General features: G+C 69.0%; 12 protein-coding genes and 1 other RNA gene. 8 read left to right on the top strand and 5 right to left on the bottom strand.

The features are described 5' to 3' along the window. Nucleotides 1-36 precede the first annotated feature (36 nt). From TSH20_RS17550 to rfaE1, 3 genes are all read right to left on the bottom strand, one after another. Nucleotides 37-411, bottom strand: a complete 375-nt coding sequence (locus tag TSH20_RS17550; RefSeq protein ID WP_247871618.1) for a DUF6481 family protein — start codon at nt 409-411, stop codon at nt 37-39. A gap of 142 nt (nt 412-553) precedes the next feature. Further along, nucleotides 554-763, bottom strand: coding sequence for a cold-shock protein (locus TSH20_RS17545; RefSeq protein ID WP_109052004.1), 210 nt, complete (start codon nt 761-763; stop codon nt 554-556). Between the two features lie 197 nt (nt 764-960). Continuing rightward, nucleotides 961-2,406: a D-glycero-beta-D-manno-heptose-7-phosphate kinase gene (gene rfaE1, locus TSH20_RS17540; RefSeq protein WP_109075917.1), complete on the bottom strand. Its 1,446-nt coding sequence runs from the start codon at nt 2,404-2,406 to the stop codon at nt 961-963. Nucleotides 2,407-2,536: 130 nt separating this feature from the next. Between rfaE1 and TSH20_RS17535 the strand changes: the two genes are divergently transcribed. From TSH20_RS17535 to TSH20_RS17525, 3 genes are all read left to right on the top strand, one after another. Beyond that, nucleotides 2,537-4,006 carry a HAMP domain-containing sensor histidine kinase gene (locus TSH20_RS17535; RefSeq protein ID WP_109075916.1) on the top strand — a complete coding sequence of 490 codons (1,470 nt, stop codon included), beginning with the start codon at nt 2,537-2,539 and terminating at the stop codon, nt 4,004-4,006. Nucleotides 4,007-4,125: 119 nt separating this feature from the next. After that, entirely contained in the window at nt 4,126-4,314 is a 189-nt protein-coding gene (locus tag TSH20_RS17530) for a hypothetical protein (RefSeq protein WP_085090296.1), read from the top strand. 79 nt (nt 4,315-4,393) lie between these two features. Next, entirely contained in the window at nt 4,394-5,188 is a 795-nt protein-coding gene (locus TSH20_RS17525; protein WP_247871619.1) for a methyltransferase domain-containing protein, read from the top strand. Between the two features lie 27 nt (nt 5,189-5,215). On the opposite strand, the gene TSH20_RS17520 is transcribed toward TSH20_RS17525, so the two are convergent. Next, a complete protein-coding gene (locus TSH20_RS17520; protein ID WP_109075915.1) occupies nt 5,216-5,839 on the bottom strand; it encodes a ParA family protein in 624 nt (207 codons plus the stop codon). Between the two features lie 11 nt (nt 5,840-5,850). After that, nucleotides 5,851-7,455 carry a CYTH and CHAD domain-containing protein gene (locus TSH20_RS17515; RefSeq protein ID WP_109075914.1) on the bottom strand — a complete coding sequence of 535 codons (1,605 nt, stop codon included), beginning with the start codon at nt 7,453-7,455 and terminating at the stop codon, nt 5,851-5,853. A 303-nt stretch (nt 7,456-7,758) separates the two neighbouring features. Here TSH20_RS17515 and TSH20_RS17510 point away from each other — a divergent pair, with 303 nt between their 5' ends. The 5 genes from TSH20_RS17510 (at nt 7,759) to recR (ending at nt 12,338) form a co-directional block, all read left to right on the top strand. Next, entirely contained in the window at nt 7,759-8,952 is a 1,194-nt protein-coding gene (locus tag TSH20_RS17510; protein WP_109075913.1) for a phosphoglycerate kinase, read from the top strand. A gap of 221 nt (nt 8,953-9,173) precedes the next feature. After that, nucleotides 9,174-9,271, top strand: an RNA gene (gene ffs / locus TSH20_RS17505) — signal recognition particle sRNA small type. Between the two features lie 104 nt (nt 9,272-9,375). Beyond that, nucleotides 9,376-11,235, top strand: a complete 1,860-nt coding sequence (locus tag TSH20_RS17500) for a DNA polymerase III subunit gamma/tau (protein WP_109075912.1) — start codon at nt 9,376-9,378, stop codon at nt 11,233-11,235. A 3-nt stretch (nt 11,236-11,238) separates the two neighbouring features. Continuing rightward, the gene (locus TSH20_RS17495; protein ID WP_085090301.1) at nt 11,239-11,562 is read left to right on the top strand and encodes a YbaB/EbfC family nucleoid-associated protein; all 324 of its coding nucleotides are present in this window, start codon (nt 11,239-11,241) and stop codon (nt 11,560-11,562) included. Between the two features lie 182 nt (nt 11,563-11,744). Continuing rightward, complete coding sequence (recR, locus tag TSH20_RS17490; protein WP_085090302.1) at nt 11,745-12,338, top strand: recombination mediator RecR; 594 nt, start codon at nt 11,745-11,747, stop codon at nt 12,336-12,338. The last annotated feature ends 153 nt before the right edge of the window (nt 12,339-12,491 follow it).

Below are 12,491 nucleotides of genomic sequence, written 5' to 3'. Positions count from 1 at the left end.
GCGCGTCACGTCGACTCCGGCATCCCGCGATGCGGGTCAGCGGCTCCGGGCCTTGCGCGCCGCATAACGGGCGTCGCGGGCGGCTTTCGCCTCGGCTGCCGTCGCCACCTGGCGCTTGGCCTGTTCGGCGATCTCCTGAGCAGCAAGCGCCTCGCGGGCGGCCCGCTCGGCCTGTTCTGCCTGCAGCGCTTCCTGTTCGGCGGCCTTGCGGGCTTCGCGCGCCGCATTGCGTTCGGCCTCGCGGGCCTCACGGGCGACGCGGACGGCCAGCCGGGCCTCTTCGCGCTCCATGAAAACCGGATCGTTCACACCGGGCTGCGCCTTGAACTTGTCCAGCAGTGCCTTCTTCGCGCCGGCGGCCGCGCTCAGACGCTCCGAAAGCCCTGCATCTTTAAAACCGTTCATGTCCATCCATTTCGTAAATTTTGCCGTACCCTCGGGACGATCATCCTTGGGAAGATCAGGGGGCCGGTCGGGCCGGGCATCGTCAACCGAGGAGGCGGGTACAAAAAAAGGCGGCCGGAGCCGCCCTTTCTCTTCGAACCTGCTGCGCTCAGAGAGCGCGGAGGTTCTCGGCTGCAACCTTGCCGCGGCGCGGATCGCGGATCGCGTCGAAGGACAGCTTCTGGCCTTCACCAAGATTGCTGATCCCGGCGCGCTCGACGGCGGAGATGTGGACGAACACGTCGGCCGTGCCGTCTTCCGGCTGAATGAAGCCGAAGCCCTTGGTGGAGTTGAAAAACTTGACGGTTCCGATAGCCATGGGTCAGTTCCCTTCCTGGCGTTGCGCCGCGCGAGTTTGCGCAGGCGCATCAATTTCACTTCAGGGAAGAGACCCAGATCCGCGTGACGGATCAGAATAACAAAGCCCAGAGCAACGTCGACCACCCATAGATGGGGCATGTGTCGGCAGCTTACAAGCGACAATCGACGCTCGCCGCCGATGCACGTGCGATTGTCTCAGCCCTTCATGCGTTTGATGGTGTTGGTCGTGCTCTGGCCCTGGACCAGCTCGGCCAGCACCACTTTCCCGCCATAGCTCTGGACGAAATCCGCCCCCACCACCGTGGCGATGGTGTAGTCGGCTCCCTTCACCAGCACGTCGGGGCGCAGAGCGTGGATCAGCGTTTCCGGCGTGTCCTCGCCGAAGATCACCACCAGATCGACGCAGCCCAGCGATGCCAGCACGGTGGCGCGCGCCGTCTCGTTCTGCACCGGCCGGCTGTCGCCCTTCAGCCGCTTCACCGAGGCGTCGCTGTTCAGCCCGACCACCAGCACGTCGCAGGCCGCCCGCGCCTGCTTCAGCAGCGAGATGTGGCCGGGGTGCAGCAGGTCGAAGCAGCCGTTGGTGAAGCCCACCCGCTTGCCGCGCAGCCGCCAGCGCTCCGCCCGTTCCGCCGCGGCGTCGCGGGTCAGCACCTTTTCCTCGCCATGGCGCCATTGCTGCTCGTGCAGGCCCGACAGCAGCTCGGCCGAACGGACCACCGCCGTGCCGACCTTGCCCACCACGATGCCGGCCGCCAGATTGGCCAGCCGCGCCGAATCGACCAGATCGATCCCCACCGACAGCGCGGCGGTCAGCGTCGCCACCACCGTGTCGCCGGCGCCCGACACGTCGAACACCTCGCGCGCCTCGGCCGGCAGATGCACCGCGTCCTCAGCCGTCACCACCGACATGCCCTGTTCGCTGCGGGTGGCGACGACGGCGCCGATGCCGCAGGTGGCGATCAGGTGACGCGCGGCGGCGATCACCTCCTCGTCCGTGCGGGCCGGCAGGCCGGTGGCCTCCATCAGCTCCTTGCGGTTGGGCGTGACGATGTCGGCGCCGCGATAGCGGCGGTAGTCGCGCCCCTTCGGGTCCACCACGACGGTGCGCCCGGCGTCCCGCGCGGCGGCGATCACCGCCACCACCAGCTCGTCGGTCAGCACGCCCTTGCCGTAATCGGACAGGATGACGCCGCCCACCTCGGGCAGCAGGTCGCGCACGCGCTCCAGCACGCGGTCGGCGACGGTGATCGGCACCACCGTCTCGATGTCGGTGCGCAAAAGCTGCTGCTGGCCGGCGATGAAGCGGGTCTTGACGGTGGTCTGGCGCCCGTCCTCCACCACGATGGCGCCGTCGCTGACACCCTCGCGCCGCAGCAGGGCCAAGAGGTCGGTGCCGATGCCGTCGCGCCCGACCACCGAGACGAAGCGGCAGTCCGCCTCCAGCGCCACCAGATTGGCGGCGACATTGCCGGCGCCGCCCAGCTTGGGCACTTCGCGGTCCACGCGCAGGACGGGGATCGGCGCCTCCGGTGACACCCGGTCCACCGAACCATAGACGAAACGGTCGAGCATCACGTCGCCAAGGCACAGCACGTTGGCGCGCGACAGGGTGTCGATGTGACGGGCAAGGTCGCTCATGGCGCCTGTCTTACCAACGCCAAAGCGGTAACGCCAGCGCATCGGCGTCTTCGCAGGGGTGACGCTCGTTTGTCACCGTCGTACGATGGCGTTCCGGCAACACCTCCTCCCATCCCCGCTGGTCCCCCGCATGCCCCGCCCCACCGTCGCGACCAGCCTGTCGGCCAAGCTGCTGCTGCTCACCATCCTGTTCGTGCTGCTGGCGGAGGTGCTGATCTACGCCCCCTCCATCGCCCGCTTCCGCATGAGCTACCTGGAGGAGCGGCTGGCCGCCGCCCACATCGCGGCCTTGTCGGTGGAGGCCGCGCCCGACCTGATGGTGACCAAGGAGCTTCAGGCGAAGCTGCTGGCCTACACCGGCACCCACGTCATCGACCTGATCCAGCCCGGCGCCCGCGTCTACATGCTGTCCAGCCCGATGCCGCCGCGGGTCGATGCGGTGTACGACCTGCGCGGCACCGGCATGGCCATGCAGGTCGTCGATGCCGGCAACGCCCTGTGGCTCGCCCTGGAGGGTCTCTTCGGGCCGCAGCACGACCGGGTGATCCGGGTGATCGACCGCTCGCCCAACGACCCGGCCCAGCGCGTCGAGGTGACGATGGACGAACGGCCGCTGATCGACGCCATGCTGGACTTCTCCCGCCGCATCCTGGCGGTGTCGGTCGCCATCTCGCTGATCGCGGCGATCCTGGTGTATCTCACGCTGCATGCCCTGCTGGTGCGGCCGATGCGCCGGCTGACCGCGGAGGTCGTCGCCTTCCGCCGCGATCCCGACGGTGCACCGCCGCTGGTGCCCGGCAGCCGCAGCGACGAGATCGGCGTGGCGGAGCGCGAGCTTGCCGCCATGCAGGGCACGGTGCGCGCGGCGCTGCGCCAGCGCGAACGGCTCGCCACGCTCGGCACCGCGGTTGCGAAGATCAACCACGACCTGCGCGGCATCCTCTCCACCGCCTCCCTCCTGTCGGAGCGGCTGACCGAGAGCGCCGATCCGGAAGTGCGGCGGGTGACGCCACGGCTGGTCGCCTCGCTCGACCGGGCGGTGGAGCTGTGCAGCCAGACCCTGTCCTTCACCCGCGACGGCGTCCTGCCGCTCACCCCCGCGCCCACCGATCTGCACCGGCTGGCCGAGGAGGCGGGGGCCGAGGTTCTCGCCACCGCCCGCCCCGACGGCGGCCGGGTGGAGGCGGAGTGGATCAACGACATCCCCGCCGGCACCCTGGCCCAGGTCGATGCCGCCCAGCTCGGCCGCGCCCTGGTCAATCTCGGCCGCAACGCGGTGCAGGCCGGCGCCGACCGGGTGCGCCTGTCCGCCCAGGCCGGGCGCACAGGCGCGCTGACCCTGACCATCGCCGACAACGGCCCTGGACTCGCCCCACGCGCACGGGAAAACCTGTTCCAGCCCTTCGCCGGATCGGCGCGGGCCGGTGGGATCGGCCTCGGCCTCGCCATCGCGCGCGAGGTGCTGCGCGCCCATGGCGGCGATCTCAGGCTGGTGGAGAGCGGCGCCGAAGGAACGGCCTTCGCCCTTGACATACCGCAATGCAACGAGGACACCGGCCCTGTAGCTGTTGCAGGGCACAAGTCGTTTGTGTCGCATTGATTCCGCGGGCTCCCTCCCGCAGAATCCCTTCAACAGCGAAGCGTTCGCGGGCAGCCCGGCGGGGCGGGAGGCGGGCGCATCCACCCTGACAACGCCTTGTTCTGAAAGGACTCCGGGACGTGAAAGCCTTCTCCTTCTGGATCAACCCCATCCTCGCCGGCATCATGGCCTTCGTCGGCCTGCTCGCCTCCTCGCGCGCGGCGGACGAAGCCTTCGCGGCCGGCGGTCTGATCGTTTTCCTCGGCTGCGTGCTCTTCATCTTCGCGTCGATCGGCCGCTATTTCGACCGCATGGGCTCCGCCCACTGACCGTCCGCACAGGCGACCGGTAACGCGATGGCCGGGTGAAAGACCCGGGGGGCAGGCGCCCAACACAAGCGGGTGCCACATGGCTCTGAACATGGCATGGGACCCCAACGCCTTCGCGACGATTGACGTCCTGCGCCGCCGTCCCGTCATGGACCTGACGGCGGCGCTTCCCTTCTCCCTGGCTCCGAACACCATCGTCGATCTCGGCTGCGGTGCCGGACAGCTGTCCCGGCTGCTGGCGGCGCGCTGGCCGCTGGCCGACGTGCTGGCGGTCGACCACTCCCCGGCGATGCTGCGCTGGGCCGCCGACACACCGTCGCGCGTGCGCTACCGGCAGGCCGACCTGACCGTCTGGCGTCCGCACTGGCCGGCCGATCTCGTCATCTCCGCCGGCGGGCTGCAGCATGTCGGCGGGCACGAGCGGCTGTTCCCCGACCTGCTGCAAGCGCTCGGCCCCGGCGGGGTCCTCGCCGTCGCCCTGCCCCGCCCGCAGGACCAGACCGCCCACCGCCTGCTGCTGGAAACCGCCGCCGACGGCCCCTGGTCCGACCGTCTGCACGGCGCCTGGCCCGCCGCCCCGTCAATCGGCAGCCGCAGCTATGGCCCGCAGGACTACTATGACTGGCTCAGCCCCCAGGCCGCCGCCGTCGATCTGTGGGAGACCGAGTATTTCCACGCGCTGGACGGCGACGTCCCGCTTCTGCAATGGCTTCATCAGTCGGCGCTGGTCCCGGTGATGGACCGCCTGACCGGTCCCGAACTCGACCGCTTCCTCGCCGCCTACCGCCGCCGGCTGGAAACCGCCTATCCCGAGCATTCCAGCGGCAGCGCGCTGATCCCGACCAAATGGCTGTTCATGGTGGTGCGGGTGTAGGAGACACCCGCCCGCACCGGCCGGCCATCAAACCCCGTCGATGTAGCTCAGCAGCGGCTGCCAGTCGCCGCGATGCTCGGCGGCGCGCTTGCCCGGCATGTCGAACAGGCTGAGCCCGCTTTCCGCCGCGTCGGCATAGATCTGGCTGTCGCGCAGCCGGGTCACCACCTGATGGCCGACGCCGCCCAGGAAGCGGTCCAGCCGGTCGGCGGCCTTGGTGCGGGCGCGCATCCGGTTGCCGACGACCGCCACCATGGTCTTCTTCTTCGCGATGCGCTTCAGCTCGTCCAGTTTGGTGAGGAAGCGCTGGGTCGCCTGCTCGTCGAAGGCGCCGGGGAGCACCGGCAGCACGACGACGTCGGCCATCTTCACCAGATCCTCGATCTGTTTGGTTTTCAGCGCGGCGGGCGCGTCGATGACCAGCCGCTTGGTCCCGCGTGGCGTGTCGGTGAAGTCCTTGGCCCAATCGAGCCCGACCAGTAGCGGCGCCTTCTCCGGCCGGCGCTCCAGCCAGCCGAGCGAGGAGCGCTGACGGTCGACGTCGGCCAGCACGGTGGGCAGGCCCGCCGCGGCGGACGCGGCGGCGAGATGGGTGGCGACGGTCGTCTTGCCGCAGCCGCCCTTGATGTTGGCGACGAGGATCGTGAGCATGGCCGTGGACTCTACACCGCGGCGTCCGGCTTCGACCAGAAATGCTTGGTGTCGATGAAATCATGCCACAGGGCGACCAGCGCCGCCTCGGTGTCGGCCACCCCGCGGGCATGCCAGCCGATGACGATGCCGGCGGCGCGCGGCTCGCCGGGGGCCGACCGGCTGCCGTCGTCATGCAGCTCGTGCAGAAGCCGGGTCGCCGTCGCCACGTCGTTCAGATGCCCCAGCGCGTCCTGCAGGGCGGCAAGCTGATGGATGTAACGGCGCACCGGCTTGTCGTCATACAGGCTGCGGAAGAACTCCACGGCATAGCGCAGCTTCTTCAAGGCGATGCGCAGCTGGTGGCGCTGGGCCACCGGCAGATGGGCGAAGCCGTGGCCGGCCCGCTTGGCCTTCTTGTGGCGCTTGTTCAGCAGATGGTCGGCCAGCCCGATCACCGGCTGGAACAGCCGCACCGATTCCTCGCTGACCGGCTGGTCGCGCCAGCCGCGCTTCTCCACCCAGCTGCCGACGCCCAGCAGGAAGGCGGTGTAGCGCTCCGACCGGATCGCCTCGCGCACGCCCTCATAGGCGCGCAGCCGCTTGGCCTCGGCCGCCGCCGCCAGCGTGTCGAGATCCTCCACCGCCGAGCGGCCATGGCCGTCGGCCTTGTGGAAGGCGTCGCGCACGGGGGCCAGCAGCTCCTCGCCGAACACGTCCCAGTCGCGCGCCGGCCCCAGGCTGCCGGCCAGCCATTTGATCTCGCCGACCAGCCACAGATATTGCGCGGCCGGAATGAAGGGCCGGAACAGCGCGGTGGCCGAGCGCAGCCGGCGCAGCGCGACGCGCATCTGGTGCACGCCCTCCGGGTCCTCGCCGGCCAGCGTCACCGCCTCGTTCGCCACCAGATGGGCGAGGCAGGCACGCACGATGCGGGCGACCGCCCCTTCGACCGTGGTCTCCGGGTCCAGCACCAGCTTTTCTGCCTTCAGCGCCTTGTCGGCGCCGCCGTTGGCCAGCGCATGGCCGCGTTCCGCCTTGGTCCGCATCTCCAGCCGCAGCGGGGCGGACTTGGTCAGCTCCTGCGCCAGATCGTAGAGCGCGGCGGGCGTGCCGCTTTTCAGCTCCAGCTCCACCTCGCACAGGTCGCGGGATTGTCCGTCGGGCAGTTCGATCCGGCCTCGGTCGAAGGCGACCTCGATCAGGGTCGCGTCGCCACCGTCGCCCAGCGTCACGTCCTGCGTGGTCCGTTCGACGATTGAGGTGAAGACCGGCCGCAGCTCCCTGTCGCTGAGCGACCCCAGCAGCTCGATCGCGGCGCCGTCGGCGATCAGCGTCAGGTCGGGTGCGGCGGAGGTCACCGCGCATTCCCACTCGCCGCGCCCCAGCCCGTCCTCGTCCGGTGCGGACTTGACCGTCTGGACGAAGCCGTCGCCGGTCTTGCGCACCCGCAGCGTCACCTTGCGCGCGGCGAGCCGGCGGTCCTCGGTGTCGTAATAGGTGCTTTCCAGGGTCCGTGTCGCCGCCGGGCCGGTGGCCCGGTCTGCGATGGCGGAAGCGGCGCGCAGCCTGTCGAAGTCTTCCGGCTTCGCCGCCAGCTTCAGTTCCGTCTCGCGGTTGATCTCGGCCTCAGCCATCGCCTGCGCTTCAACCCCCGTTTTGCGGCCCATTGGCCTACAGTTGGGTGTTTGCACAGGCTATGGACAGGGTCAAGTTACGGAAATGTTGCAGGAGCCTGCAGTTGCGGTACCCCCAGCCCCTGCATCCCGGTCCGTTCAGGAGCAGCCGGAACGACGCATCGAGCATGCGGTTGCAGGGTCATTATGCCCCATTTCACCCCACCCTTGGGACGTTGCAAAGCGTGCAGGGCTGTGGTTGGGTTCCCCGAAATCGAAACGGCCCGTCCCGTTGGGAGAGGCCATAATTGGGGAAGTGTGACGATGACCGATTTCAACACGATCGACGACCTTGAGGTGAGCGGCAAGACGGTGCTGGTCCGCGCCGACCTGAACGTTCCGATGCAGGACGGCAAGGTGTCCGACACCACCCGCATCGACCGCCTCGCCCCCACCCTGAAGGAGCTGTCCTCCAAGGGCGCCAAGGTCGTGGTCCTGTCGCATTTCGGTCGCCCGAAGAACGGCCCGGACGCCAAGAACTCCTTGCGCAACGTGCTGGACGCGCTCAGCGCCGCCGTCGGCCAGAAGGTCGCCTTCGCCGAGGATTGCGTCGGCGAGAAGGCCAAGGAGGCCATCGCCAAGGTGCATGGCGGCGCCATCGTGCTGCTGGAGAACACCCGCTTCCACGCCGAAGAGGAAAAGAACGACCCGGCCTTTGCCAAGCAGATGGCCGAGCTGGGCGACCTCTACGTCAACGACGCCTTCTCCGCCGCGCACCGCGCCCATGCCTCGACCGAGGGCGTCGCCCGCCTGCTGCCCAGCGCCGCCGGCCGCCTGATGGAAGCCGAGCTGAAGGCCCTGACGCTGGCGCTGGAGAAGCCGGAGCGTCCGGTCGCCGCCGTCGTCGGCGGTGCGAAGATCTCGACCAAGCTGGAGCTGCTCGGCAACATGGTCCGCAAGGTGGACCTGCTGGTGCTGGGCGGCGGCATGGCCAACACCTTCCTGTTCGCCCAGGGCACGGACGTCGGCGCCTCGCTGTGCGAGAAGGACATGGCCGACCAGGCCCGCGCCATCATGGCGACCGCCAAGGAAGCCAACTGCGAGATCCTGCTGCCGAAGGACTTCGTCGTCGCCAAGGAGTTCAAGGCCGGGGCCGCCAACCGCGTCGTCGCCTTCGACGCCATCGGTGCGGATGAGATGGCTCTCGACATCGGCCCGGCCACCGTCGAGTTCCTGGGCGTGAAGCTGCAGGGCGCCAAGACCATCGTCTGGAACGGCCCGCTCGGCGCCTTCGAGATCCAGCCCTTCGACGCCGGCACCAACGCGGTGGCCGGTCTGGTCGCCGCCCGCACCGAATCGGGCGGCCTGCTGTCGGTCGCCGGCGGCGGCGACACCGTCGCGGCGCTGGCCCATGCCGGTGCCGAGGACAAGTTCACCTACGTGTCCGCCGCCGGTGGCGCCTTCCTGGAATGGCTGGAAGGCAAGGAGCTGCCGGGTGTGGCCGCGCTGAAGAAGTAAGCGGTTCCACGGTTCAATGGGTTCGATTTAGGGGGGTGCCACGGCATCCCCCTTTTTCATTGCCTCCAGACACCCCCGGAGGGCAAAGGACCCGTTAGGGCCGATTATGGGCGGAACCATAAATTATAGTCCGAAAAATAATTGCCCATAGTCCGCCCTCGCCCCCGCACACCAACCGTTTCCCCTTGCATCCGCCCGCACGAATCTCCATAACAGCGGCGGGAGGCTGGCGTCGGACGAGTCCCTCGCCAACCCGGTCAGGTCCGGAAGGAAGCAGCCGCAACGAGTTACGGCTCGGGTCGTTCGTCCAGTCTCCCACCCTATCCGAAAATTGCCAGCACGAAACAGACGGCGACAGCGCGGCGCCGGGACGCTATCCTGCGGCCCGAAATTCCCCTCCCGTCGTTTCGACAGGCCAGCCGCGTGACCGATACCACTGCCGAAATCACCGCCGCTCCCGCCGCTCCCACCACCGGGCAGGCTTACCGGGTGCTCGCGCGCAAATACCGGCCGAAGACCTTCGACGAGCTGATCGGGCAGGACGCGCTGGTCCGCACCCTGACCAACGCCATCCAGTCCGGCCGCATCGCCCAGGCCTTCATGCTGACCGGCGTGCGCGGCGTCGGCAAGACCACCACCGCCCGCATCATCGCCCGCGCGCTGAACTGCACCGGCCCGGACGGCACCGGCGGGCCGACGGTCAGCCCCTGCGGCGTCTGCGACAACTGCCGCGCCATTGCGGAGGACCGCCACGTCGACGTGATGGAGATGGACGCCGCCAGCCACACCGGCGTCGACGACATCCGCGAGATCATCGACGGGGTGCGCTACTCGCCCGTCTCGGCCCGCTACAAGCTCTACATCATCGACGAGGTCCACATGCTGTCGAAGAGCGCGTTCAACGCGCTCCTGAAGACGCTTGAGGAACCCCCGAGCCATGTGAAGTTCGTCTTCGCCACCACCGAGATCCGCAAGGTCCCGGTCACGGTGCTGTCACGCTGCCAGCGCTTCGACCTGCGCCGGGTCGACGCCCAGGTGTTGAAGGAGCACTTCACCCGCATCACCGCCCTTGAGGGCGCCGACATCGAGGGCGACGCCGCCGCCCTGATCGCGCGAGCCGCCGACGGGTCGGTGCGCGACGGCCTGTCGCTGCTCGATCAGGCCATCGCGCTGGCCGCCGGCACCGTCACGGCGCAGCAGGTGCGCGACATGCTGGGTCTGGCCGACCGCACCCGCGTCATCGACCTGTTCGAGGCCGCCGTCTCCGCCAAACCCGCCGAGGCGATGGACATCCTGGCCGACCTGCACCGCGTCGGCGCCGATCCGGTGGTGATCCTGCAGGACCTGCTCGATCTCGTCCACAATCTGACCCGCCTGAAGGTGGTGCCCGACAGCGCCAACGACCCGTCCCTGCCGGAGGCGGAGCGCACGCGCGGATCCGCCCTGTCGTCCAGGCTCGGCATGCCGGCACTGACCCGCGCGTGGCAGCTTCTGTTGAAGGGGCTGAACGAGGTGCAGGCCGCCCCGGTGCCGCAGCAGGCGCTGGAGATGGTGATCGTCCGCCTGTCCTACGCCGCCGACCTGCCGACGCCGGGCGAGCTGATCCGCCAGTTCCAGGCCCAACAGGCCAACGGCGGCAGTGGCGGCGCACCGATGGGCCGCGGCCCCGGCGGCGGCGGCGGACCGGTCGCGGTCGCCAGCCAGACCACCCACGCGGTTGCCCGTTCCATGGGTTCGGCCCAGCCGCAGAGCGCTCCCGTTGCGCAGGCCGCCCCCGCCGCCACCCCGGCCGGCGAAGAGCTGTCGCCGATGCCGCACGACTTCCGTGCGCTGGTGCAGCTGTTCTCCGACCGGCGCGAGGGCGCGCTCTACGGTTATCTGATGGAGACGGTTCAGCTGGTCCGCATGGAGCCGGGCCGGCTGGAGCTGAAGCTCCGTCCCGCCGCCCCGCCGACCCTGCCGGCCAAGGTCGGGCAGTTCCTGAGCGAATGGACCGGCCATCGCTGGATCGTCGCCCTGTCCGAAGGCCCGGCCCAGCCGACGCTGGCGGAGCAGGACAAGGCCGAGAAGCGCCGCGCCTGGTCGGAGGCCGAAACAAACCCGGTGGTGCGCGCCGTGCTCGACGCTTTCAGCGGCGCAAAGATCATCGACGTCCGCGATCTCGCCGAAGTTGCCGCGGCGGAGAGTGCGGCGGTTGCGGATGACGGCGAGACACCCGATTTCATGGTTCAGCAGCAGGACGATGGGGTCTATTACCCCCTCGACGACGAAGGAGAGTACTGACCGATGAAGAATATCGGCAACATGATGAAGCAGGCCCAGCAGATGCAGGCCAAGATGCAGGAAATGCAGGCGAGCCTGGAGCAGGTCGAAGTGACCGGCCAGAGCGCCGCCGGCATGGTCGTCGTGACCGTCAACGGCAAGAGCGAGATGAAGAAGGTCAAGCTCGACAAGTCCGTCGTCGATCCCGAGGACGTCGAGGTGCTGGAGGACCTGATCGTCGCCGCCTTCAACGACGCCAAGAAGAAGGTCGAACAGCACGTCGCCGAGGAAACCTCGAAGATGATGGGCGGCCTGAAGCTCCCGCCCGGCATGAAGCTGCCGTTCTGATTTCTTGCCCTCTCCCGCCCCGGGAGAGGGAGGGGACCCGCCGAAGGCGGGGAGGGTGAGGGGCGATCCGGACATGGATCCCCTGATCCTCGCATCACCCCTCACCCTTCCCATGGCTGACGCCATGGGCCCCTTCCCTCTCCCGGGGCGGGAGAGGGAGTTATGTGTCGGCCGCCAAGTGAATGATCGGACCTGAAATCGAACGCCTGATCCAGTTGCTGTCCAAGCTGCCGGGACTCGGTCCCCGGTCGGCGCGGCGGGCGGCACTGCATCTGATGAAGCGGCGGGACAGCCTGCTGGTTCCCCTGTCGGAAGCGATGGCGGCGGCCGGCGAGTCGATCCGCGCCTGCTCCATTTGCGGCAACCTGGACAGCCGTGATCCCTGCACCGTCTGCTCCGACCCCACCCGCGACCGTTCGGTCATCTGCGTGGTGGAGGATGCCGGCGACCTGTGGGCACTGGAACGCACCCGCGCCTTCCGCGGCACCTACCATGTGCTGGGCGGCCTACTGTCGGCCCTGCAGGGTGTCGGCCCTGACGACCTGAACATCGCCGGCCTCGCCGAACGCGCCAAGGACCCGGCGGTGCGCGAGATCATCCTGGCGCTGAACGCCACCGTCGACGGCCAGACCACCGCCCATGTGGTGACCGACCGCCTGACCGACTCCGACGTGTCGGTCTCCCGCCTCGCCCACGGCGTTCCGGTAGGTGGCGAACTGGACTATCTCGACGATGGCACGCTCACCGCAGCATTGAAGGCACGGCGGCCTTTGTAAGTGGCTGCGTAGTCCCCCCACCCCGACCCTCCCCCGCTGGGCGGGGGAGGGAGCAAGCGCTTGATCGGGAGAGTGGCGGCAGTCCCTCCCCCGCCCAGCTCTCGCACAAAGCTTTGCTTTGTGCTGACGCGGCAGGCGGACCGTAGGTCCGCT

The sequence above is a fragment of the Azospirillum sp. TSH20 genome (genome assembly GCF_003115935.1).
GTDB lineage: Bacteria > Pseudomonadota > Alphaproteobacteria > Azospirillales > Azospirillaceae > Azospirillum.
The sequence above is the reverse complement of the archived record's forward strand: the minus strand, read 5'-3'. Positions and strand labels throughout refer to the sequence as shown.